This window comes from Demequina sediminis (assembly GCF_030296675.1).
In the GTDB taxonomy this organism is placed as follows: Bacteria; Actinomycetota; Actinomycetes; order Actinomycetales; family Demequinaceae; genus Demequina; species Demequina sediminis.
In genome coordinates, this window is record NZ_AP027736.1 from 73721 (window position 1) to 96802 (window position 23082).

25 protein-coding genes and 1 pseudogene are annotated in these 23082 nt (G+C 70.3%); 20 read left to right on the plus strand and 6 right to left on the minus strand.

The window, feature by feature from the left end:
* Positions 1-2: 2 nt before the first annotated feature.
* On the plus strand, positions 3-935 hold the full coding sequence (gene thrB, locus QUE44_RS00365) for a homoserine kinase (RefSeq protein ID WP_345379416.1): 933 nt from the start codon (positions 3-5) through the stop codon (positions 933-935).
* A gap of 185 nt (positions 936-1120) precedes the next feature.
* On the opposite strand, the gene QUE44_RS00370 is transcribed toward thrB, so the two are convergent.
* Both QUE44_RS00370 and QUE44_RS00375 read right to left on the minus strand, forming a co-directional pair.
* The gene (locus QUE44_RS00370; RefSeq protein ID WP_286215269.1) at positions 1121-2017 is read right to left on the minus strand and encodes an endonuclease domain-containing protein; all 897 of its coding nucleotides are present in this window, start codon (positions 2015-2017) and stop codon (positions 1121-1123) included.
* A gap of 247 nt (positions 2018-2264) precedes the next feature.
* Positions 2265-3068 carry a trimeric intracellular cation channel family protein gene (locus tag QUE44_RS00375; RefSeq protein WP_286215271.1) on the minus strand — a complete coding sequence of 268 codons (804 nt, stop codon included), beginning with the start codon at positions 3066-3068 and terminating at the stop codon, positions 2265-2267.
* Between the two features lie 35 nt (positions 3069-3103).
* Between QUE44_RS00375 and QUE44_RS00380 the strand changes: the two genes are divergently transcribed.
* The 5 genes from QUE44_RS00380 (at position 3104) to QUE44_RS00400 (ending at position 9727) form a co-directional block, all read left to right on the plus strand.
* The gene (locus QUE44_RS00380; RefSeq protein WP_286215273.1) at positions 3104-3709 is read left to right on the plus strand and encodes a GNAT family N-acetyltransferase; all 606 of its coding nucleotides are present in this window, start codon (positions 3104-3106) and stop codon (positions 3707-3709) included.
* Between the two features lie 92 nt (positions 3710-3801).
* Positions 3802-5352, plus strand: coding sequence for a hypothetical protein (locus QUE44_RS00385; RefSeq protein ID WP_286215275.1), 1551 nt, complete (start codon positions 3802-3804; stop codon positions 5350-5352).
* A 98-nt stretch (positions 5353-5450) separates the two neighbouring features.
* The gene (locus tag QUE44_RS00390) at positions 5451-6056 is read left to right on the plus strand and encodes a TetR/AcrR family transcriptional regulator (RefSeq protein ID WP_286215277.1); all 606 of its coding nucleotides are present in this window, start codon (positions 5451-5453) and stop codon (positions 6054-6056) included.
* 12 nt (positions 6057-6068) lie between these two features.
* Positions 6069-7799, plus strand: coding sequence for an ABC transporter ATP-binding protein (locus tag QUE44_RS00395; RefSeq protein ID WP_286215279.1), 1731 nt, complete (start codon positions 6069-6071; stop codon positions 7797-7799).
* On the plus strand, positions 7796-9727 hold the full coding sequence (locus QUE44_RS00400) for an ABC transporter ATP-binding protein (protein ID WP_286215281.1): 1932 nt from the start codon (positions 7796-7798) through the stop codon (positions 9725-9727). Before QUE44_RS00395 ends, QUE44_RS00400 begins: the two co-directional genes overlap by 4 nt.
* Here QUE44_RS00400 and QUE44_RS00405 read toward each other — a convergent pair.
* The 3 genes from QUE44_RS00405 to QUE44_RS00415 form a co-directional block, all read right to left on the minus strand.
* Entirely contained in the window at positions 9676-10170 is a 495-nt protein-coding gene (locus QUE44_RS00405; protein WP_286215282.1) for a GNAT family N-acetyltransferase, read from the minus strand. The two genes, QUE44_RS00400 and QUE44_RS00405, sit on opposite strands and share 52 nt — an antisense overlap.
* A gap of 89 nt (positions 10171-10259) precedes the next feature.
* Positions 10260-10517: an SHOCT domain-containing protein gene (locus tag QUE44_RS00410; RefSeq protein WP_286215284.1), complete on the minus strand. Its 258-nt coding sequence runs from the start codon at positions 10515-10517 to the stop codon at positions 10260-10262.
* A 53-nt stretch (positions 10518-10570) separates the two neighbouring features.
* Positions 10571-10798, minus strand: coding sequence for a hypothetical protein (locus QUE44_RS00415; RefSeq protein WP_286215285.1), 228 nt, complete (start codon positions 10796-10798; stop codon positions 10571-10573).
* A 281-nt stretch (positions 10799-11079) separates the two neighbouring features.
* On the opposite strand from QUE44_RS00415, the gene rho reads away from it, so the two are divergent.
* Entirely contained in the window at positions 11080-12936 is a 1857-nt protein-coding gene (gene rho, locus QUE44_RS00420; RefSeq protein WP_425557996.1) for a transcription termination factor Rho, read from the plus strand.
* Positions 12937-13047: 111 nt separating this feature from the next.
* Here rho and QUE44_RS00425 read toward each other — a convergent pair whose 3' ends face one another.
* On the minus strand, positions 13048-13977 hold the full coding sequence (locus QUE44_RS00425; protein WP_286215286.1) for an endonuclease domain-containing protein: 930 nt from the start codon (positions 13975-13977) through the stop codon (positions 13048-13050).
* 337 nt (positions 13978-14314) lie between these two features.
* Here QUE44_RS00425 and rpmE point away from each other — a divergent pair, with 337 nt between their 5' ends.
* The 13 genes and pseudogenes from rpmE (at position 14315) to atpA (ending at position 23079) form a co-directional block, all read left to right on the plus strand.
* Positions 14315-14521 carry a 50S ribosomal protein L31 gene (gene rpmE, locus QUE44_RS00430; protein WP_286215288.1) on the plus strand — a complete coding sequence of 69 codons (207 nt, stop codon included), beginning with the start codon at positions 14315-14317 and terminating at the stop codon, positions 14519-14521.
* 16 nt (positions 14522-14537) lie between these two features.
* Positions 14538-15620 (plus strand): peptide chain release factor 1, encoded by a 1083-nt coding sequence (prfA, locus tag QUE44_RS00435; protein WP_286215289.1) that lies wholly within the window; start codon positions 14538-14540, stop codon positions 15618-15620.
* A gap of 27 nt (positions 15621-15647) precedes the next feature.
* A pseudogene (locus QUE44_RS00440) lies at positions 15648-15785 on the plus strand (peptide chain release factor N(5)-glutamine methyltransferase); the annotation flags it as partial.
* Positions 15786-15799: 14 nt separating this feature from the next.
* Positions 15800-16537 carry a peptide chain release factor N(5)-glutamine methyltransferase gene (gene prmC / locus QUE44_RS00445; protein ID WP_286215290.1) on the plus strand — a complete coding sequence of 246 codons (738 nt, stop codon included), beginning with the start codon at positions 15800-15802 and terminating at the stop codon, positions 16535-16537.
* 15 nt (positions 16538-16552) lie between these two features.
* On the plus strand, positions 16553-17197 hold the full coding sequence (locus QUE44_RS00450) for an L-threonylcarbamoyladenylate synthase (protein ID WP_286216788.1): 645 nt from the start codon (positions 16553-16555) through the stop codon (positions 17195-17197).
* Complete coding sequence (locus QUE44_RS00455; RefSeq protein ID WP_286215291.1) at positions 17194-18135, plus strand: MraY family glycosyltransferase; 942 nt, start codon at positions 17194-17196, stop codon at positions 18133-18135. Before QUE44_RS00450 ends, QUE44_RS00455 begins: the two co-directional genes overlap by 4 nt.
* Complete coding sequence (locus tag QUE44_RS00460; protein ID WP_286215292.1) at positions 18132-18404, plus strand: hypothetical protein; 273 nt, start codon at positions 18132-18134, stop codon at positions 18402-18404. Before QUE44_RS00455 ends, QUE44_RS00460 begins: the two co-directional genes overlap by 4 nt.
* On the plus strand, positions 18401-18808 hold the full coding sequence (locus QUE44_RS00465; protein ID WP_286215293.1) for a Cg1360 family ATP-synthase-associated protein: 408 nt from the start codon (positions 18401-18403) through the stop codon (positions 18806-18808). The genes QUE44_RS00460 and QUE44_RS00465 overlap by 4 nt, the downstream gene beginning before the upstream one ends.
* A gap of 189 nt (positions 18809-18997) precedes the next feature.
* Positions 18998-19744 carry a F0F1 ATP synthase subunit A gene (atpB, locus tag QUE44_RS00470; RefSeq protein ID WP_286216790.1) on the plus strand — a complete coding sequence of 249 codons (747 nt, stop codon included), beginning with the start codon at positions 18998-19000 and terminating at the stop codon, positions 19742-19744.
* A 60-nt stretch (positions 19745-19804) separates the two neighbouring features.
* Positions 19805-20011 (plus strand): ATP synthase F0 subunit C, encoded by a 207-nt coding sequence (locus QUE44_RS00475; RefSeq protein ID WP_234989227.1) that lies wholly within the window; start codon positions 19805-19807, stop codon positions 20009-20011.
* Positions 20012-20020: 9 nt separating this feature from the next.
* On the plus strand, positions 20021-20578 hold the full coding sequence (locus QUE44_RS00480) for a F0F1 ATP synthase subunit B (RefSeq protein WP_286215294.1): 558 nt from the start codon (positions 20021-20023) through the stop codon (positions 20576-20578).
* Between the two features lie 4 nt (positions 20579-20582).
* On the plus strand, positions 20583-21395 hold the full coding sequence (locus QUE44_RS00485; RefSeq protein WP_286215295.1) for a F0F1 ATP synthase subunit delta: 813 nt from the start codon (positions 20583-20585) through the stop codon (positions 21393-21395).
* A 46-nt stretch (positions 21396-21441) separates the two neighbouring features.
* Positions 21442-23079, plus strand: coding sequence for a F0F1 ATP synthase subunit alpha (atpA, locus tag QUE44_RS00490; RefSeq protein ID WP_286215297.1), 1638 nt, complete (start codon positions 21442-21444; stop codon positions 23077-23079).
* The last annotated feature ends 3 nt before the right edge of the window (positions 23080-23082 follow it).

The window sequence follows — 23082 nt, forward strand, 5'->3', positions numbered from 1 at the left end:
CCATGGCCATGAGGCTCGCCGCCGACCACGTCAAGGTCTCCGTTCCCGCGACCGCGGGCAACCTGGGGCCGGGCTTCGACGCGCTCGGCATGGCGCTGGGTGTCGCGGACGAGGTCGAGGTGCGTGCGCTCGCGTCCTCCGAGGTGACCATCGAGATCGAGGGCGAGGGCGAGTCGACGCTCGCGCGCGACGAGTCCCACCTCGTGGTGCAGGCGCTGCGCGCGGCGCTCGACCACGTCGGCGCGTCCCAGACCGGCCTCCACATGAGGGCGATCAACCGCATTCCCCATGGCCGTGGCCTCGGTTCCTCGGCGGCGGCCGTCGTCGCGGGCATCGTCGCCGCGCGCGCCCTCATCGCTGAACCCGACGCCCTGTCTCTCGAGGAGACCCTGGTGCTCGCCAACGCGTTCGAGGGTCACCCCGACAACGCGGCGCCGGCTATCTACGGCGGCGCGACCGTCGCATGGAAGGACGCGGAGGGCGTGCACGCGCGCCCGCTGCAGCTCGCCGACGAGATCGAGACTGCGGTGCTCATCCCGTCCTCGGTGTTGCCGACCAAGGAGGCGCGCGCGGTGCTGCCCGCGAAGGTTCCTCACGTGGATGCCGCGTTCAACGTGGCCCGTGCCGCGCTGCTGGTCAACGCGCTCGCGGGGCGTCCCGAGGACCTGCTCGCCGCGACTGACGACCGACTCCACCAGGGTTACCGCGCGGACGTGCTGGGACCGGCCACGTCGATGCTGCGCGCGCTGCGCGACCGCGGCCTCGCCGCCGTGGTGTCGGGTGCGGGGCCGTCGGTGCTGGTGCTGGGCGCGGACCTGGCGGCCGCCGGCCTCGAGTCGGGCGTTCCCGCCTGGGCCGAGGGCGTGGGCGGCGAGTCGTGGCGCTGTGTCCACACGATCGAGCGGGTGCCCGGCGCGATGGGCGTGCGGCTGTAGTTTCGCGGATCCGCGCCGTCACCTCCCGTCCCGCCTCACCCCGCCTCCCCGTTCCACCCCGCCCCCATTACGGCGCATCCTCCGCCTCACCGCCCCGTTCCGTCCCGCTTCACCTCCCCGCTCCACCTCCGCTTGGCGCATAGGATCTTGTGAATCTTGGGGCGAAAAGGGCCCACGTGCATCGTCTAGTGCGATCGCGTCCGCAGGACGGCCCTCACCGTGCGCCGGCACCATCCCGGCGTCTCCATCACGCGGCGGTACGACAGCCGCACCGTGAGGATCCCGATGGTCGCCAGGTCCGCATCGCGTTCGAGGTCCCGCTCACGATCCTCGCCAGCGGCGTGGAACTCGCCGCCGTCCAGCTCGACCGCGGTCTGGGTAGCGGGGTCGTACATGTCGAGGTGGTACGTGTGCTGGCGCGCCCGCACGCTGTGCTGGCGGATGAAGTGCGCGAACTCGCGACCCGAGAACGTTGACGTGAGCGCCTCGAACTCCAGGTAACTGTGGGCGCCCGCATCGAAGGCGTCGAGGACCCGGTGCAATCCCGAGCGATCCCGCACGCGGTACGTGTCCGTGAGCAGCAGCCTGATGGAGTCGGTGGAGACCACGCGGCGGCGCAACGCCTCGATGATGGTGCCCGTGGGGTGTCCGGGTCGGCCCCGCACCCATTCGTGAAGGGCGGCTCGTGCCGGATCCGTGACCGGAACATCTCCCCAGGTCCCCGCGATGGGCACCTCCGTGACAGGGGCGAAGGTCATGAGCCACTCGCGGGTGGCGAGGCGATGCCCGCGCGGAAGTGCGATGAGCGCGTGGTCGGGCGGGCGGCGAAGTCCGTTCCATGCGAAGAGTGCGGCGGCCCCGGTCAGCACGCCCGCGCCCGACGCGGTGGCGGCGTGCGCACGCGTCACCAACGACCACGCGTGCGGAGTCGACGCGAAGCGCCCCGGCAGGACCGCGACCACCTCCTGCGCGGCGATCGCGGCACGCACGTGGTGAGGGGTGGTCATCGCGACCATTTCCGCCCATGAATAGGTGCGCGGGCTGCGGTGGAGTTCGGCGGGGAGGTGCGTGCGAGGTGTCATGAGAACTTGCATAGCGCCGAGGCGCTGCCGGTCGCGCCGCCCCGGGCGAATCTGTGGATGAGATCGCACTACGTGATGCGCGAGAGCTCTTTTGGGCCGTGAAATCGCAAGATTCTATGCGCGAGGCGGTGGGGGTGGGGAGGGATGCGGTCGTGGGGGTGGGGAGGGATGCGGTCGTGGGGGTGGGGAGGGACGCGGTCGTGGGGGTGGTGTGCGGCGGGAGGGGCGCACCACGACCCGCCCTAGGTCAGGCGTGACCCGTGGGGCCCGGCGGCGCGTCGAGGTCCGCGCCCTCTTCCGTCGTGCGGGCTCGCGCTCGCTTGTCGCGCAGACGCATCGCCTTCTCCTCGAGCCGAGCGGCGCGCAGCGCGGCCTTCGCTGCCCGCTTGGCCTCGGTCTCCATGCGGGCGGCACGGAGGTCATAGGCATGCTTGCGCGGCTGGGGAACCTCGAGGTGGAACAGCGGCCCGGTGAGCCGCACCACGAACGTCGCGGCCACCGCAAGCGCGGTCGTGACCACGGGCTGCGTTCCGGTGTAGACCAGCGCGTACACGAGAGCGCCCGCCATCCCCGCGACCGCGTTGGGCGGCCCCGCGTACATGATCGACGACGGCCTGGCCTGGAGCAGATCCGTGAGGATCAGCCCGCCCACGGCCCCGATGGTCCCGATCACGACCGTCGGGAGCCGCCCCAGCCCCGCGATGAGCGCGGCATTGGCGCCCACGCACGCGAATAGGCCGATGATCAGCGTGTCGAGCCACCACAGGAAGCGGCCCAGCTTCTTGAGGTAGTAGAGGAACAGCATGCCCAGTCCCGCGGCCGCTGCGGCGGCGACCAGGTAGAGCGGCTCGCGGAACGCGGCCGGCGGCAGATTTCCCAGGAGCACGTCGCGGATGATCCCGCCCCCGAATCCCATCGCCGCGGCGAGAGTGAGCACCCCCATGAGGTCCGTGTGGTCGTCCTCGCCGGCGCGAATGGTGCCGCCGAGCGCGCCAACGAACACCGCGAGCAGGTTGACGAACAGGGGGATTTCGAGGACTTCCGGACGCACCTCACCAGCGTAGGTGACGGTCCTACACTCGGCGTATGCCGTCCGTCCCGGCCGAGCCGACCGTCCGCCCCGCGCAGCGGCGGGACCACGGCGCGATCCCGCGCATCTGCCTGCTCACGGGCGCCCGGGGCGACGACGCCTCGGGCGTCTTTGGCGACGACACTGTGCTCGCTGACGTCTACGCCACGCCCTATCTCCATGGCCCCGGCGGCTTCGCGCTCGTGTGGGACGTGGGCGGCGGCACCCGAGGCTACGTGCTCGGCACGTCGGACACCGCGGCCTTCCAGGAGTGGTTCGTCCGTTCATGGTGGCCCGAGCGGGCGGGCGGGCATCCCCGTCGCACCGCGTCCGACGACTGGCTCCTCGCCGCCGCCGCGGACCCCCGACGCATGCTGAGCCCGCTGCTCGCCTCCTACCCTGCCCACCTCCACATCGACCTGCTACCCGACCAGCAGGGCCGCGGCGCCGGCCGCGCACTCATCGAGGCCGCGTGCGCGCTGCTCGGGTCGCTCGGAGTGAGCGGCGTGCATCTGGTCGCCGAGCGCGCCAACGCGTGCGCGCAGTCGTTCTACCCCCGCGTGGGATTCGTGCCAGCGAGTGAGGACGATGCCACGGTGACGTTCGCGCGCCGCCTCACCTAGCGGCGGCGGGTTATCCACAGATTCGGGCGATCGCCCTCGCGTGGTCGCGCCTCGGACTAGCGTCCGGAGGCAGGTCGACACGAGGGGGAGCCATGGCGGTGACACCGGGATGGTGCGGGGCGGTCGCGGGGACGATGCTGGTGCTCGCCGGGTGCACCGCGGCGGGCGGGGGCGGGGCAGGGGAGGGCGACGCCTCGGCGAGCGCGACCGCGGGGCCGGGTCGCGGCCCCGCCAAGGTCGCCCAGGAGCGCAGCGAGCGGCCCTACGATCTCGCGGGCGCGATGCTCGACCGGCTCGAGCCGCTGTGGACCTCGTACGGCGAGTTCGGCGGCCCGGTCGCGATCCACGACGGCACGGTGGTGGCCGTCGACCACCTGGGCGATCCGGACGTCCTCAAGGGGATTGACCTGGAGACGGGGGAGGTGCGGTGGAGGCGGGCCTCGAGCAGGGGAGCGCTGGTGGGGGCGCGTGAGCGAGACCTCACGTCGTTCGAGACCTCCGAGGGGGACACCGTTGTCCTCAACGTGGGTCCCGCGGAACGCGAGTCCGCCGACGGTGGCTCGGGCCACACGGGTGCGATCCTCGATCCCGCGACGGGCACGATACTCGCGGAACTGCCCCGCGCCTGGATGAGCCAGTCCTGGGTCTGTCCAGGAGCCGGAGGACTCTGCTTGGGGGTCTCGACGGACCTCACCCGCACGTGGAGCACCGTGAGGATCGATCCGGCGACGCTCGCCGCCGAGCCCTTCGACGAGTCCGGGATTCATGACGGCGTGGCCGAGGCGCGAGTCCTCGCGGGTGGGGTTCAGGCCGAGATCGCGGATGATGGCGCGGAGGCGCTTGTGAGGAGGGGCGACGACGGGCGGGTGCTGTGGCGACTCCCGGTGGATGACCTCGAGCCTGGCGGCTCGGTGCTCGGCTCCCTCGCGGCCGCGACCGTGAGAGAGGATCCCACCGGCGACGTGCTTCACCTCAGTACGAGCCTGGGAGTCGACCCCGACGCCACGGAGCGGGTGGAGGTGCGGGACTTCACCGCTCTCAGCCTCGACCTCGCGACGGGCGAGGTGCTCGCGCGGCGCGACGGCCGGCTGTGGTGTCACGCCGAGGTGTTGTGCTCGGGCGATCTCGCGCTCGTGGCCGAGCGCGGCGGTGAATGGGTCCAGGATCCGGGCGACCTGGTGATCGCGGGAGCCGGTGCGCGCGCGTCGGACCTCGCGTGGGAGGCGGAGCTGCCCGACGCGGTCCTGCACTCGCGCGAGGGTGGCCACGGGTACGCCTCGCCACCGGGGACCCTCCTGGCCGAGTCGGCGGGCGTGGTCGGGGCGATCAACCTCGAGACTGGCGCCTTCACGGCCCTGGGCGAGGGCACGGTCGCGTGTACCCAGGTGCGCTGGAGTGCCGATGCCGAGTACGCGTCGCTGTCGGGGGATCGCGAACCGGTGAGGTCGGGGCTCATGGCGCGGCCCTGCCGCGGCGCTACGGCGGGCGGCTCCGCGGCGGGGAGCGCCGACGCGGGAGACGCGGTGTGGTCGCGGGCGGCCATCGAGGGTGCCGCGACGGTCGGGGAGGTCGACGGGCGGCGGATCGGTGTCGTCGTGGAGGAGGGGCAGCTCGCCGCGTACGACTTGACCGAGCACGACTAACGACCGCCGCGCGGCCGCGACCCGACCGGGGGCGGCGCGCCGCGCATCGTCCCCACGCGACTTGCGGAGTGAGTCCTCACTCACTTAGCCTGATGCGCATGACCACCAAGGCCCGCCGGGCCGCCCCGATGTCGCCAGACGACCGCCGCGCGTCGATTCTCGACGCGGCGATTCCGCTCATCCTCGAGCGCGGCGCGGACGTCACGACGCGAGAGATCGCGGACGCGGCAGGCATCGCCGAGGGCACGGTCTTCCGCGCGTTCCCCGACAAGAACGCGCTCATCGATGGCGCGGTCGAGCGCGTCATGGATCCGGCGGACACCCTCGCGATGCTGGGTGCGATCGACCCCGCCCAGCCGCTCGAGGTGAAGATCGAGCAGATCGTGATGCTGCTCCACAGCCGCGTGGGGAGCGTCGTGAGATTCATGACCGCGCTCGGGCCTCGCGAGCACGCGCGCGCGAAGGCCGCGGATCACCACGGCCACCGTCATCCGCCCCTGGGCGAGGCCACCGACGTGGTCGTGCGCCTCCTCGAGCCCGACCGCGAGCGGCTGCGCGTGAGCGTCCCCGCCGCGGTCGACTACCTACGCATCCTCGTGTTCGGCACGTCGATGCCATTCCTTGCCACCGGTGCAGGCTCGGACCCGTCCGCGCTCGCCGACTTCATCCTGCACGGCGTCGCCCACGACGCCTCCGACGCCTAGAAGGGGGCCGCGATGCTCTGGAAGCTGCTGGTCTCGTCCGTGAGGCCGTACTGGAACCTGCTCCTCGGAGTGGTGGTCTTCCAGTTCGCTCAATCGATGGTCAACCTCTACCTGCCGACCCTGAACGCCGACATCATCGACAACGGCGTCGCGGTCGGCGACACGGGTTACATCTGGAGGATCGGCGGTCTCATGCTGATCCTGTCCTTCGTGGGCATCGCGTGCACCATCGCGGCGGTCTACTTTGGCGCGAAGATCGCGATGCGCGTCGGGCGTGACCTGCGCGGCGACATCTTCGAACGCGTGTCGACCTTCTCGGAGGCCGAGGTCCAGCGGTTCGGCGCACCCTCGCTCATCACGCGCTCGACCAACGACGTCCAGCAGGTCCAGATGCTCGTGCTCATGACGTCGACGCTGCTGATCTCCGCGCCGTTCACGGCGATCGGCGGCGTGGTGCTCGCGCTGCAGCAGGACGTGCAGCTGTCGTGGATCATGGCGGTCGCGATCCCGCTGCTGCTGATCATCGTGTCGCTCATCGTGTGGCGCATGGTGCCTCACTTCCGGCGCATGCAGACCCGCATCGACGGCATCAACCGCGTCCTGCGCGAGCAGCTCACCGGCATCCGCGTCGTGAGGGCCTTCGTGCGCGAGGGCGTTGAGCGCGAGCGCTTCGCGGACGCTAACGCGCTCGTCACGGAGTCGGCGATCAAGGCGGGCCGCCTCATGGCCTCGATGTTCCCGCTGGTCCTGCTCGTGGTGAACCTCGGCTCTGTCGCGGTGATGTGGTTCGGCGCGGAGCGCATCGCGGCGGGCGAGATGCAGGTGGGCGCGCTCACCGCGTTCTTCGCGTACCTCATCCAGATCCTGTTCTCGGTGCTCATGGCGACGTTCCTGTTCGTGCTCGTGCCGCGCGCCGCCGTTGCGGCGGATCGCATCACCGACGTCCTCTCGACGTCGAGCACGGTCGTGGAGGCCGATGCCGGGGTCCAGGTCCCGGGCACGGGCGAGGTGGTCTTCGAGAACGTGACCTTCACGTACCCCGGCGCCGAGCAGCCGGTCCTCGCGGACATCTCGTTCACCGCGCGGCGGGGCACGACCACGGCAATTATCGGCTCGACCGGCGCGGGCAAGAGCACGCTCGTGAGCCTCATCCCACGCCTGTACGACGCGTCGTCGGGCACCGTGCGCGTGGGAGGCGTCGACGTGCGCGACGCCGACCTCGAGTCGTTGTGGGGCCGCGTCGGGCTCGTCCCGCAGCGGCCGTACCTCTTCGCGGGCACCGTCGCCTCGACGTTGAGGTTCGGGCGCGAGGATGCCACGGACCAGGAGCTCTGGGACGCGCTCGCGATCGCCCAGGGCGAGGACTTCGTGCGCGCGATGCCCGAGGGTCTTGAGTCCGAGGTCGCCCAGGGCGGCACCACCGTGTCGGGTGGGCAGCGTCAGCGCCTCTCGATCGCCCGGGCGCTCGTGCGCAGGCCGGACATCCTCATCTTCGACGACTCGTTCAGCGCGCTCGACACGGCGACCGACGCGCGCCTGCGCGCGGCCCTTGCGCGCGAGGTGACCGACGCGACCCTGATCGTCGTCGCCCAGCGCGTCTCGAGCATCGTCGATGCCGACCAGATCCTGGTAATGGAGGACGGGCGCATCGTCGACCGCGGCACCCACGCCGAGCTCCTCGAGACCTCGCCCACGTATCAGGAGATCGTCAGTACCCAGCTTCGAGCGGAGGAGGCGGTATGAGCGCGACCACTCAGGGCCGCGGCGGCGCCACGCCCCGCCCACCCCAGCGGGCCCACGGCCCCATGGGCCCGGGCATCGGCGCTCCCGTCGAGAAGCCCAGCAACTTCGGTCCATCGGCGGCGCGCCTGGCCCGCCTGCTCGGCCCCGAGCGATGGCTCGTGATCGCCGTCATCGTACTCGGAGCCGGCTCCGTCGCGCTGTCCGTCGTGGGGCCCAAGATCCTGGGCAACGCCACCACCGTGATCTTCGAGGGCTTCATCTCGGGCACCGGAATCGACTTCGACAGCCTCCACAGGATCCTGTGGTGGGTGGTCGTGATCTACGTGGCGTCCGCCATCCTGGGGCTCGTTCAGGGGCTCGTGCTCAACGGCGTGACGCAGCGGACCGTGTACCGGCTGCGCGCGCGCGTCGAGGACAAGATCCACCGGCTCCCGCTCAGCTACTTCGACCGCCATCAGCGCGGCGACCTGCTGAGCCGCGTCACCAACGACATCGACAACATCTCGCAGACCCTGCAGCAGACGCTCAGTCAGTTGTTCACCTCGGTGCTCACGGTGATCGGCATCGTGGGCATGATGCTGTGGATCTCGCCGCTGCTCGCAGGGATCGCCATCCTGTCGATCCCGCTCACGCTCGTGATCGTCGCGCAGGTCGCGAAGCGGTCGCAGCCGCGGTTCGTGGCGCAGTGGCGGCACACGGGAGAGCTCAACTCGATCATCGAGGAGGGCTACACCGGGCACGCGCTCGTCAAGGTGTTCGGGCGCAGGCGGCGCGCGCAGGAGGAGTTCGCGCGCAAGAACGAGGAGCTCTACGAGGCGAGCTTCGGGGCCCAGTTCATCTCGGGCATCATCATGCCGTCGACGATGTTCGTGGGGAACCTGGTCTACGTCGCGATCGCGGTCGTAGGCGGGCTGCGGGTCGCGAGCGGCACCATGACGCTCGGCGACGTGCAGGCCTTCATCCAATACTCGCGGCAGTTCCAGCAGCCGCTCAGCCAGCTCGGCTCGATGGCCAACCTCGTGCAGTCCGGCGTGGCCTCGGCCGAGCGCGTGTTCGAGCTCCTCGACTCCGAGGAGCAGGGCGCCGATCCCGTGCCGGCGCAGTCTCCCGAGGGCGACCACGGTCGACTGGTCTTCGAGGACGTGTCCTTCCGCTACGTGGCAGACAAGCCGCTCATCGACGATCTTTCGCTCACGGTCGAGCCCGGGCGCACGGTCGCGATCGTGGGGCCGACCGGTGCGGGCAAGACCACCCTGGTCAACCTCATCCTGCGCTTCTACGAGCTCGACGGGGGACGCATCACGCTCGACGGCACGGATATCGCCGCGATGACTCGCGACGACCTCCGCGCGCGGACCGGCATGGTGTTGCAGGACACGTGGCTGTTCGGCGGGACCATCCGCGACAACATCGCCTACGGGCGCACCGGTGCGACGGAGGAGGAGATCCTCGAGGCGGCCAGGGCCGCATACGTCGATAGGTTCGTGCACTCGCTGCCCGACGGCTACGACACCGTGCTCGACGACGATGCCACCAATCTCTCCGCGGGAGAGCGTCAGCTGGTGACGATCGCGCGCGCCTTCGTGGCGAAGCCGCAGGTGCTGATCCTCGACGAGGCGACGAGCTCGGTCGACACGCGCACCGAGCTCTTGGTGCAGCATGCGATGGCGAAGCTGCGCAAGGACCGCACGGCGTTCGTGATCGCGCATCGGCTGTCCACGATCCGCGATGCGGACCTCATCCTGGTGATGGAGCACGGGGCGATCGTCGAGCAGGGCACGCACCGCGAGCTGCTCGCGGCGGGCGGCGCCTACGCGCGGCTCTATGAGGCGCAGTTTGCGGCGCCGATCGACGAGGCCGAGCCGCTGGTGGATCCTCAGGCGGCGGAGGGACCCCGCGAGACCTCGGCGAAGCCGAGCCGGTCGTAGAGTCGCCGCGCGTCGGCGTTGTCCTCGTCGACGGTGAGGCTCACCTGCGTCTCACCCACCGCCGCGACGGCGCGCGCCGTCGCGGCGAGCAGGCCGCTCGCGACACCGCGGCCCCGGTGATCCGGCAGCGTGAGGCAGTTCAGCACATACGGGTGGTCGGGGGCGTCCTCGCGCGCGAGGCGGAGCACCGTGGTGACCCCGCCCAGGATTTCGCCGTCCTCGCTCAGCGCGGCGGGCGAGGCGACCTGCATGTAGGGACCCCACTCGCCCCTGAAGATCTCCTGCGTGACCGCCACCGTGGCGTCCCAATCGCGGTGCAGCCCGCGGCGGGGGTAGCTCTCGAACGCCGCGTTCGCGAGCCACGGGATGTCCTCCGACGTGATCGCTCGGATGGTCGGCCACGGCTGCGCGGCGTCCAGGATGTCGCGGACCTTCGCGGTCATGACGATGCGGGTGAAGGGGAGTTCTCAGCCATTCTCGGACCGTAGCATCGGGCGCTCACCCGTGGGCGAGCGCCAGCGGCGGGGCGGTGTCAGGACAGCAACGTGGCCTTCGCGGCGGCGAACTCGGCCTCGGTGAGGATTCCGGCGGCGTGCATCTGCGCGAGCTGGGTGAGCTGGGCCATGAGGTCGTCGCCCGCCGGCGCGACCGGCGCGACCGGGGCCGCCGCCTGAGGTGCCGCCTGCGACTGCTGACCCTGCGCATCGGCCTCCCACCGCGCGTGCTGTCCCCGCGCGACGTTCCCGCTCACCGCCTGAGCGGTGCCCGAGATGACCGCCGTCCGCGCCATCGTCCCTATCAATCCTGGCCGGCCCGCTCTGCGCATGATCGCCCCTCCCTCTGCTATGCCTCGGCGCGCACGGCGTCGAGGGCGGTGACCGCGTCGTCGTCGGTGAGCTCCTCAAGTTCCTCGATCTCCACCTCATCGGGACCGTTCCTGCGCACCACGATCGCGTTCACGATCGAGATGGTGCCGGACTCGACCAACCGTTCCAGCTCCGGGAGGATCGAGCCGTCGAAGCGGCCATGCGCGAATCCGAGGGTGACGATCTCGATGGGTCTCTGCGTCATGGTGAGCCTCCGTGGCGGAGCGCGGCGGGCCCTTCTCGGAGGCGAGGCCCGCTGGGCCTCCAGGGCAACAGGAGGGCCCGACGCCTCCGGAATCCGGCTCGATTGTGCGGCCTGGCCTGCGGTGATAGCCTTAACCCGCTTCCTCCGGATGGCACTCACGCCCCGGACGAACGCAATCCACGTTGCAGGCGTCTGCCGATGATGTCTCCCGTCAGCCGTACCCACGTGGACGATCTCGCACTTCTGGAGCCACAGGGGCTCGTGCGAGGAAAGGAAAGTACGTGACAGACACGACCGTGGCAGTCGATCAGGGCGCCACCCTCTCCGCCATGAAGCTCGCCCAGTTGCAGGCGCTCGCCGCCGAGCTCGGGGTTTCGGGCACCGCCCGCATGCGTAAGGCGGACCTCATCGAGGCCATCCGCAACGGCGGCGTGGTCAAGGCCAAGGAGCCTCGCGCCACCAAGAACACGAAGGCTGCAGCGACCGAGGCCGAGGCGCCCGCGAAGGCCCCCGCCGAGCGCCCCGCGCGCCGTCAGGGCAGCCGTCGCGCCGAGGCTCCCCAGTCCGCGCCCCAGTCGACCGCCGAGCACGACTCCGACGAGCGTGCTCGCCGCGCCAAGGAGGCCGTCGCCCTCGCCGGTCAGCCCGTCGAGCCCGCGCGCGACCAGGCCGCCGAGGACCCCGAGTCCCGCGCCCGCCGCGCCAAGGAGGCGATCGAGCTCGACCTGCCTCGAGGCGACCGCCCGCAGCGCGGAGCGCAGCAGGGCGAGGACGGCGGCGAGCGCCGCCAGCAGCGCCAGCAGCGCACGCCTCAGCAGGGCGACGCGCAGCAGCAGCGCGCGCCCCAGCAGGGCGACGCGCAGCAGGACCTGGACGATGATGACCGCAGCGGGCGCCGTCGCCGCGGCCGTGGGCGCGGTCGCAACCGTGGCCGCGAGCGCGACGTGCTCGACATCCCCCAGCAGTTCGATGAGGACGATGCCCGTGACGACGAGGAGCTGACCCCCGTCGGCGGCATCGTCGACATCCTCGACAACTACGCCTTCATCCGCACGACCGGCTACCTTCCCGGGAAGTCCGACGTGTACGTGTCGATGAACCAGATCAAGAAGTACGGCCTGCGCAAGGGCGACGCGATCACCGGCACCGTGCGCCCGCCCCGACCGGGCGAGCGCGGACAGCGTCAGAAGTTCAACGCCCTCGCCGGCGTCGACAAGGTGAACGGCATCGCCCCCGAGGAGGCGCGCACCCGCCCGTCGTTCGGCGACCTCACGCCGCTGTACCCGCAGCAGCGTCTCCACCTGGAGACCGAGCCGCGCAACATGACCAACCGCGTGATCGACCTGGTCGCACCCATCGGCAAGGGCCAGCGCGGCCTCATCGTGTCGCCTCCCAAGGCGGGCAAGACGCTCGTGTTGCAGTCGATCGCCAACGCGATCGTCACCAACAACCCCGAGGTTCACCTCATGGTCGTGCTCGTCGACGAGCGCCCCGAGGAGGTCACGGACATGCAGCGCACGGTCAAGGGTGAGGTCATCGCCTCGACCTTCGATCGTCCGGCCGACGACCACACCACGGTCGCCGAGCTCGCGATCGAGCGTGCGAAGCGTCTGGTCGAGATGGGTCACGACGTGGTCGTGCTGCTCGACTCGATCACCCGCCTGGGCCGCGCGTACAACATCTCCGCGCCGGCCTCGGGCCGCATCCTCTCCGGCGGAGTCGACTCGTCGGCGCTGTACCCGCCCAAGCGCTTCTTCGGCGCCGCGCGCAACATCGAGAACGGCGGCTCGCTCACGATCCTCGCGACCGCGCTGGTCGAGACCGGCTCGAAGGCGGACGAGGTCATCTTCGAGGAGTTCAAGGGCACGGGCAACATGGAGCTCAAGCTCTCGCGCACGCTCGCGGACCGCCGCATCTTCCCGGCCGTCGACGTCAACGCGTCGGGCACGCGCCGCGAGGAGATCCTCATGAGCCCCGAGGAGCTCAAGGTCATGTGGAAGCTGCGTCGCGTGCTCACCGCGCTCGAGCAGCAGCAGGCCATCGAGCTGCTCCTGGGCAAGCTCAAGGAGAACAAGACCAACGCCGAGTTCCTCATGCAGGTCGCGAAGACCACGCCGGGGACCGACGAGGAGAAGTAGCGCCGCCGCTGCGCGGACTCCCGCGATGCGCCCCGTGAGGTGCTCAGTGCCCGATTCGTTCGATTTCGGGCACTGAGCACCTCACGGGGCGCTCTGCTATCCGCGGGCGCCTCACGAGCTGCGGATGCCGAGCCGCCCCGCCACCGTGGTGAGCACCCGCTCGCGGCACCACTCTGGTCTGAGGGCGATGTCGTTCCACCCGAAACCCAGCACGGCGTACCCGGCGGCCACGAGGTCCGTCCGGCGTTCCCGATCCGCATCGCGCGCGGCGCGGGTCGAGTGGTAGCGGTCGCCGTCGAGCTCGACCGCGACCTTGGTGCGCCGATGCAGCATGTCGGGTGTGGCGTTGCGCGTCGGCAGCGCCAGGGTCTGCTGCCACTCGAAGTCGCGGAAGCGCGCGTCGACGAAGGTCTCGTGCTTGGCCCGCACCTCGAGCGGGGTGGTCGCGCCCTCCGCGAACCAGCCGAGCACCCGCTCGAGATCTCGACGGCCCGCGACACGTGGAGTGCGCTCGAGTTCGCGGGCAAGCTCGCGCCACGTGCACACCCGTTCCCAGAGCGCCTCCCACAGAATTGTCCGACGCGCGGAGGGCGGCGAGTACCGCCACGCGTCGAGCAGCGCCCGAGCTATCGGGACGCTCCTCAGACCGCCCGCGCGGGTGGTCCACCGCGGGGGACCGGTCTGGTGCAGTCGAGCCCAGGGCGGCGCGTTGAGGCGCTGACCGTGCGGTACGACGAAGTCCAGGCGATCGGGTTTCGGCAGCGACCGCGCGTACAGATGCAGCGCGCATGCTCCGGTCACCGCGCCGCGCGGCTGCCACAGCGTGAGCGCCTCGGCGCGGACGGTCGGGTCGCCCGCGTGAGCCGTGCCGCAGTAGACGCCCGCCAAGAGCCGAGTGAGACCTCCCTCGCCGAGGCCCCTGTCGAGCTGGCGGCGCGACCAGTGACCCACGAGCTCGGCCCGCGTGTACGCGTGGGCGCTCGTGCCCAGGAAGTCGGAGATCGACATCCGGGACGATGCCGGGTCGGGCAAGGGTCGCATGCGGCCAGGCAACCCCGATCTGGGTGAAGACGCAGCCGCCTGTCCGGATCTGTGGAGAACCGCCGCGCCCTGCGAGGTGCTGAGTGCCCGAATCGGGTCCGAACGGTCACTCAGCACCTCGCGACGCGCGATGGGGGAGTGATGTCCCGGGCGGGTGCGGCGGGGTGGGCACAATGGGGGCGGGCGCGACGGAGCAGAGTCGCGGAGAGGGAACGATGCCCTGTCCAGGACGCGCGTCGCGTCGCCCTTGACAGCCGTGGCAGAATAGAACGCTGGCCAGCCGGTTCACCGAGCGCGAGGTACGCGTGCGGACCCGGCGGCACCTCTAAGGGAGATCATGAAGAAGGACATCCACCCCGAGTACGTGGCCACCACTGTCACGTGCACCTGCGGCAACACGTTTGAGACCAAGTCCACCGTGACGTCCGGCGCGATCAGCGTCGAGGTCTGCTCGGCCTGCCACCCGTTCTACACCGGCAAGCAGAAGATCATGGACACCGGTGGTCGCGTGGCGCGCTTCGAGCGCCGCTACGGCAACAAGTAGTCACCCGCCCGACGACGTGGCCGAGGCCTTCGCCGCCGTCCAGCCGATGCTGGACGAGTACACCGACATCGAGCGTCAGCTCGCCGACCCCTCCGTGCATGCGGACGGGGCGCGAGCGCGCACGCTCGGGCGTCGGTTCGCGGAGCTCGGCCGCGTCGTCGCGGCACATCGTGCCTGGCAGGCCGCGAGCGACGACCTCGACGCGGCCCGCGAGATGGCGGAGGTCGACCCCGAGATGGCGGCCGAGGTGCCTGCCCTCGAGGAGGCCGTCGAGGCCGAGACCGAGCGGCTGCGCCGCATCCTCATCCCTCGCGATCCCGATGACGCACGCGACGTGATCCTCGAGATCAAGTCCGGCGAGGGCGGCGAGGAGTCCGCGCTGTTCGCGGGCGACCTGCTCAAGATGTACCTGCGTTTCGCGGAGACGAAGGGCTGGAAGGCCGAGGTCCTCGAGGCGGTGCACACCGACATGGGCGGATACAAGGACGTCTCCGTCGCGATCAAGTCGCGTGGGGCGGTCGAGCCGGAAAACGGCGTCTGGGCCCAGCTCAAGTACGAGGGCGGCGTGCACCGCGTGCAGCGCGTGCCCGCGACCGAGTCGCAGGGCAGGATTCACACCTCCGCCGCGGGCGTGCTGGTCTACCCGGAGGTCGAGGAGGTCTCCGAGGTCGAGATCGACATGAACGACGTCCGCGTGGACGTCTATCGCTCATCCGGCCCTGGCGGCCAGTCGGTCAACACGACAGACTCGGCGGTGCGCCTCACGCACCTGCCGACCGGAATCGTCGTGAGCTGCCAGAACGAGAAGAGCCAGCTGCAGAACAAGGAGTCGGCGCTGCGCATCCTGCGCGCCCGACTCCTCGCCGCGCAGAAGGAGGCCGCGGACGCCGAGGCGCAGGACATGCGAAAGTCGCAGATCCGCACCGTCGACCGCTCGGAGCGCATCCGCACCTACAACTTCCCCGAGAACCGCATCGCGGATCACCGCACGGGGTACAAGTCCTACAACCTCGACCAGGTGCTCGGCGGCGACCTGCAGCCGGTCATTCAGTCTGCGATCGACGCGGACGAGGCTGCCCGCCTCGACTCCGCGGAGTAAGGCGCCGAGGAGAGCGGGAGACCCATCGTGCCCACCGTCGGCGCGCGTCTGCGCGACACCACTCGCCGCCTCGAGGAGGCGGGCGTTCCCTCACCCCAGCACGACGCGATCGTGCTCATCGCCCACACACTAGGACTCCAGCCGTCGTACATCCGCACCGCGGCCGCGCGCGACGACGAATGGCCCCCGGCGCGGACCTCGACCTCCTCGAGGCGCGTGTCACGCGTCGCGTCGAGCGTGAGCCGCTCCAGCACATCACAGGCAAGGCCTACTTCCGCTCGCTCGAGCTTCAGGTGGGCCCCGGCGTGTTCGTCCCGCGCCCCGAGACCGAGGTCGTGGCGGGCGTGGCGATCGCCGCCGCGCGCGCTGCGCTCGAGCTACGCGGCGAGGTGCGCGTGACCGACCTGTGCGCCGGCTCGGGGGCGATCGGCATCTCCGTGGCGACCGAGATCCCCGAGGCCGAGGTCGCGATGGTCGAGGCGAGCGAAGAGGCGCTCGTCTACCTGCGCCTCAACGCCCGCTATCAGCCCACCGACGTCCGCAGGCGACTGCGGACCGTCTATGGGGACGCCCGCAACTGCCTGCGTCAGTTCGACGCGTGTGCGGATGTGGTGGTGTCGAATCCGCCGTACGTGCCGACCGACGCCGTGCCCCGTGACCCCGAGGTCGCGCGCCACGACCCGCCGCAGGCCCTCTACGGGCTCGGCGAGGACGGCCTCGACGTCCCGCGCGCGATCCTCGACGAGGCACAGCGGCTGCTGCGCGTGGGCGGGGTCGTGGTGATGGAGCACGGCGACGACCAGGGCGCCGCGATGCGCGCGTACGCCGAGTCGTCGGAGTGGTGGGGCGACGTCCGCACGCTCACGGATCTCACCGGTCGCGACCGCATGCTCGTGGCGACCCGCGTCGGGGTCTGACAGACTGGCGCCGTGATTCTCGACTGTCGCGACCCCGAAACCTGGGGCCCGTCGCTCGACGCCGCCGTCGACGCCGTCGCCCGCGGCGCGGTGATCGTGCTTCCCACCGACACCGTGTACGGGGTCGGGGCCGATGCCTTTCAGCCTCCCGCCGTCGCCGCGCTCCTCGCGGCGAAGGGCCGCGGCAGGCAGATGCCACCGCCCGTGCTGATCCCGAGCGTGAGGACCGTCGACGGGCTCGCGCGCGACGTTCCCGACGCCGCCCGCACGCTCATGGAATCCTGCTGGCCCGGCGCGCTCACGGTGATCGTGCACGCCCAGCCCTCGCTCGCGTGGGACCTGGGGGAGACCGGCGGCACCGTGGCGTTGCGCGTGCCCGATCATCCCTCCGCCCTCGCCCTGCTGAGCCGCACGGGGCCGCTCGCCGTCACCAGCGCGAACCGCACCGGCGAGCCCGCCGCCACGACGGCGCTCGAGGCGCACGAGCAGCTCGGTGACGCCGTCGCGGTGTACCTCGACGCAGGTGACAGCCCACTCGGCGTCGCCTCGACCATCGTCGATGCCACGGGCCCTCGCCTGCGCATCGTCCGCCAGGGCGGGGTGTCTCGCGAGACCCTGGCGTCCCTCGTGGGGGAAGCCCTCGAGGGTGCCGACGGGTGAAGGTCTATCTCACCCTGATGGCGATCGCGGCGCTCGTCGCGTACGTCGCCACTCCCGCGATGCGCCACCTGGCGTTCCGCGTGGGCGCGATCACGGCGGTGCGCGAGCGCGACGTCCACACCACCCCCATCCCGAGGCTCGGCGGCATCGCGATCTTCCTCGGACTCGCCGTCGCGGGGGTGGTGGCCTCGGCCGTCCCGTTCCTCGATCCCGTGTTCGCCGCGGGTCGCGAGCCCTGGGCCGTGCTCGGTGCGGCGGCGATCGTGTGTGCGCTGGGCATGGCCGATGACATCTGGGACCTCGACTGGATGGCCAAGCTCGGAGGCCAGTTCCTCGCGGGGCTCGTGCTCGCGTGGGGAGGCGTGCAGCTGGTCACCGTCCCGATCGCCGGAGTGACGATCGGCAGCTCGTATGTCTCGCTCATCGCGACGGTGTTTGTCGTGGTCATCGCGATGAACGCCGTCAACTTCGTCGACGGCCTGGACGGACTCGCGGCGGGCATGATCGCGATCGGCGGCCTCGCGTTCTTCACGTACACGTATCTGCTCGCGAGGTCGGCGTCGCCGGGCGACTACTCGTCCCTCGCGACCATCGTGGTCGCGCTGCTCGTGGGCGCGTGCCTGGGCTTCCTGCCGCACAACGTGCACCCCGCGCGCATCTTCATGGGCGACTCCGGCTCGATGGTGCTGGGCCTCATGCTCGCGGCGGCGGCGATCATCGTCACGGGTCAGATCGACCCCGCGGTGATCTCGGAGCGAGAGCGCATCCCCGCCTTCATTCCGATCATGCTGCCGATCATGGTGCTCGCGGTCCCGCTCATCGACATGACGGCCGCCGTGATCCGTCGCGCGGCGAGGGGGAGTCGCCCTTCTCGCCCGACAAGCACCACCTCCATCACCTGTTGCTGCGCCGCGGGCACTCGCACCGCTGGGCGGTGACCGTCCTGTACCTGTGGACCGCCGTGCTGTCCTTCGGGACGGTCTCCGTGGTCTTCCTGCCGCCGTGGCTGTCGGCGGTCGCGATCGTGCTCGGCATCGCGGGAGCCGCGGCCGTGACGCTGTCCCCGCGCTTCGCGCGGTTCTTCTCGCGCCAGTGGCGGCGTGCCGGTCACGCCGTGTTCGCGCTTCAACGGGCGACCCCCGAGGGCAGGAGCGTCCGTGAGGACGATGCCGTGGGCACCCCGACGACGTCCAAGGAGGACGCATGACCCCCGAGGCAGAGGTTTATCGGCGCGCGATGCGCACCACGGTGATCGCGCTCGTCGCGCTCGCGGCGGTGGCCGCGGGCGTGGGTTGGCTGGTGGTGGGTAGCGCCGGCCTGATCGCCGGCGTCGCTGGCGCGGCCGTGGCCGCGCTGGGCGCCATCCCCACCCAGGTCGCGATGCTCGTCTCGCACCGCCAATCGCCCCAGGCGATGGCGGGAATCGTGCTGTTCTCGTGGCTGGGCAAGATGGTGCTCGTGGTGATCGCGCTCGTGGTCCTCGCGGGCATCGACGGCTTCCACAGGCCCATGTTCGGAATCACCGTGGTGGTGGGCCTGATCCTGTCGCTCGGCATCGACATGATGAGCCTGCGCCGGTCGCGCGTGCCGTATGTCGATCCGGGTACTTAGTCCCGGATTCCATAGGTTAGGCTGTCCACCAGTCGCGGGGCGGGGCATCGTCCTGCCCCCCAGCAGATCACAGGAGCTTTCGTGACCAACCTACTGGCAGCGGCCGTCGGCGCAGAGGCCGAGGGCTCGGGCGAGTCTCAGAACTTCTTCCAGTGGCTCTTCAGCTCCGACGGCTTCCACGCGCCGACGATCGGTGAGTTCTTCCCCGAGGCGCTGCTGTGGGAGGGCACCCTCTTCGAGTTCAACCGCATCACGCTGGTTCGCGTGATCGCCGCGGTCGCGCTCATCGTGGTGTTCTGGGTGGTGGCCGCCCGCGCGCGTGTCGTGCCCGGCCGCTTCCAGTCGTTCATCGAGTACGCCCTTGACTTCGTGCGCGTGCAGATCGCCGAGGAGGTGATCGGCAAGGACAAGGCTCGCCCCTACGTCGCGTTCCTCACGACGCTGTTCCTCGCGATCGTCTTCTTCAACATCACCGGCGTGATCCCGTTCCTCAACATCGCGGGAACGTCCGTGATCGGGCTGCCGATCATCATGGCGCTGTGGGTCTACGTGATGTACCTGGGCGTCGGCATCAAGAAGCACGGGCTCGGCGGCTACCTCAAGACGTCGCTGTTCCCCGCGGGCGTGCCGTGGCCGATCTACATCCTGCTCACGCCGATCGAGTTCCTGCAGGTCTTCTTCCTGCGCCCGTTCACTCTCGCGCTGCGACTCACCGCGAACATGATCGCGGGTCACCTGCTGCTCGTCGTCGCCTTCGCCGGCACCCAGTACCTCTTCTTCGAGGCCTCGGGCGCGATCAAGGCCGCGGGTGCGCTGACGTTCCTGGGCGGCTTCGCGTTCACGCTGTTCGAGGTCTTCGTCGCGCTGCTGCAGGCCTACGTCTTCACCATGCTTTCGGCGGTCTATCTCAACATGGCCCTCGAAGAGGAGCACTAACCACTACTCCTGCGGAGGCACGGGCCTCCCGCAGTACCTACGGAAGGAAATATCGTGGAACTGGACATCGCAGGCCTCGCCACCATCGGATACGGCCTCGCCACGCTCGGCCCCGGCATCGGTCTGGGCATCCTGATCGGCAAGACCGTCGAGGGCATGGCGCGCCAGCCCGAGGTTGCCGGCCAGCTGCGCACCACCATGTTCATCGGTGTCGCGTTCGTCGAGGTGCTCGCGCTCCTGGGCTTCGTCGCCGGCTTCGTCTTCTAAACGCGGCTCATGAGCATTCTCACTTCACTCACCCTCGCAGCGGAGGAGGGGAGCAACCAGAATCCGGTCATCCCCGCGCCGTACGACATCCTGTGGTCGTTCGTCATCTTCGTGATCATCGCGGTGGTGTTCACGCGCATCCTCCTGCCGAAGCTGCAGAAGGTGCTCGACGAGCGTGCCGAGCTGATCCAGGGTGGCATCGAGAAGGCGGAGAAGGCTCAGGCCGAGGCCGCCGCAGCACTCGAGGAGTACACGGCGCAGCTGACCGAGGCGCGAGCCGAGGCTGCCCGCATCCGCGAGGACGCGCGCGTCGAGGCTGCTCAGATCCTTGCCGAGTCGCGTCGCCGCGCGGGCAAGGATGCGGAGCGGATCATCGACACCGCGCAGCGCCAGATCGAGGCGGAGCGTCACCAGACGGTGATCGCGCTCCGGGCCGAGGTGGGCGAACTCGCCACCGAGCTCGCGTCCCGCATCGTGGGGGAGTCGCTCGCGGACGATGCGCGTCAGCAGCGCGTGATCGACGCATTCCTCGACGACCTCGAGTCGACGGTCAAGGCGGAGGGCTAAGCACATGCGTGGAACGAGCCAGGAGTCGCGTGACGCGGTGCTGCGCGAGTTCGAGCCCGTGGTGACGGCGGGAGGGGACCAGGGTCTGGTCCTCGCCGAGCAGCTGTTCGCCGCGGTCGAGGCGCTCGACGCCTCCGGCTCGTTGCGCCGTGCGCTCACCGATCCGTCGCGGTCAGGCCACGACAAGGCCGGGCTGGTGCGGGCCGTGTTCTCGTCCTTCGACCCGAGGGTCCAGGACGTGCTGGCGCGGTTCGTGTCCGCGAGGTGGATCACCGTTGAAGACCTCGCGGAAGCGATCGACGACGCGGGCGAGCGCGCGATCTTCGCGTACGCGCAGAGCCAGGGCACGCTCGAGGCGGTGCAGGAGGAGCTGTTCCGCGTGCAGCGTCAGCTGCTCGCGAACCGCGACCTGCTCACCGCCATGAGCAACAGGGCGGCCACCAAGGAGACGCGTCTCGCTCTCCTCGAGGGCGTGCTGGGCGGCAAGCTCCTGCCCACGACCCAGGCGCTCATGGAGCGCGTGGTCGGCACGCCGCGCGGCCGCCGCCTGGTGCCCGCGATCGATGCTCTGCTTGAGTCGGCCGCGGAGCACCGCGACCGCCTGCTCGCGCACGTCACGGCCGCTGTTGAGCTCAGCGCCGCCCAGCGCACGCGCCTCGCCGGCATCCTGTCGGATGCCTACGGCCGCGAGGTCATGATCAACGTCGCCGTGGACCCCCAGGTCCTGGGCGGCATCCGAGTCCAGGTTGGGTCCGAGGTGGTGGACGGCACCGTCCTGTCTCGACTCGACGACGCACGACGACGACTCGTCGGCTAGCGCCGACGCACCAATGCCGCACCGCGGTACTGACAGGAGAGATGGCATGGCAGAGTTGACGATCAGCCCCGACGAGATCCGGGCTGCACTCGACAGCTACGTGAAGTCCTACGAGCCCACGGGCGCCGTGGTCGACGAGGTGGGTCGCGTGACCCTCGCTGGCGATGGCATCGCGCAGGTCGAGGGGCTGCCGGGCTGCATGGCGAACGAGCTGCTGCGCTTCGAGGACGGAACGCTGGGCCTCGCGCTCAACCTCGACGTCCGCGAGATCGGCGTCGTGGTGCTGGGCGAGTTCACGGGTATCGAGGAGGGCCAGCCGGTGCACCGCACGGGCGAAGTTCTCTCGGTCGCCGTCGGTGACGGCTACCTGGGACGCGTCGTGGACCCGCTGGGCACGCCGATCGATGGCCTCGGCGAGATCGAGACCACCGGCCGTCGCGCCCTCGAGCTTCAGGCCCCCGGCGTGATGGCGCGCAAGTCCGTGCACGAGCCGCTGCAGACGGGCCTCAAGGCCATCGACGCGATGATCCCGATCGGCCGCGGCCAGCGCCAGCTCATCATCGGTGACCGCCAGACCGGCAAGACCGCGATCGCGATCGACACGATCATCAATCAGAAGGCGAACTGGGAGACCGGCGACCCCTCGAAGCAGGTGCGCTGCATCTATGTCGCGATCGGTCAGAAGGGCTCGACCATCGCCGCCGTGCGTGGCGCTCTCGAGGAGGCAGGCGCGCTCGAGTACACGACCATCGTCGCTGCTCCCGCGTCCGACCCCGCCGGCTTCAAGTACCTCGCGCCCTACACGGGCTCCGCGATCGGTCAGCACTGGATGTACGACGGCAAGCACGTCCTCATCATCTTCGACGACCTGTCGAAGCAGGCCGAGGCCTACCGTGCGGTGTCGCTGCTGCTGCGTCGCCCGCCGGGCCGCGAGGCGTACCCCGGCGACGTGTTCTACCTGCACAGCCGCCTTCTCGAGCGTTGCGCGAAGCTGTCGGACGAGATGGGCGCCGGCTCGATGACCGGCCTGCCCGTCATCGAGACGAAGGCCAACGACGTCTCGGCCTACATCCCGACCAACGTCATCTCGATCACGGACGGACAGATCTTCCTCCAGTCCGACCTGTTCAACGCCAACCAGCGTCCCGCGATCGACGTCGGCATCTCCGTGTCCCGCGTGGGTGGCTCGGCGCAGGTCAAGGCCATGAAGAAGGTCTCGGGAACGCTCAAGATCGACCTCGCCCAGTACCGCTCGCTCGAGGCCTTCGCGATGTTCGCGTCCGACCTCGACGCGGCGTCCCGCCAGCAGCTCACGCGTGGTGCGCGCCTCATGGAGCTGCTCAAGCAGCCCCAGTACTCGCCGTACCCGGTCGAGGAGCAGGTCGTGTCCATCTGGGCGGGCACCAAGGGCAAGCTCGACAAGATCGCGCTGGGCGACGTGCTGCGCTTCGAGCGCGAGCTGCTCGACCACCTGCGCCGCAACACCTCGATTCTCGATGACATCGCGACCACCGGTCAGCTGTCGGACGAGAACGAGGCCGCGCTGAGCACCCACGTTGACGACTACGTGTCGACGTTCCTCGAGTCCGAGAACACCGCGCTGACGACTCACTCCACGGTCGACGACGGCGAGTCCGTCGCGGTCGAGCAGGAGCAGATCGTCGCGGAGAAGAAGAAGAAGTAGCCG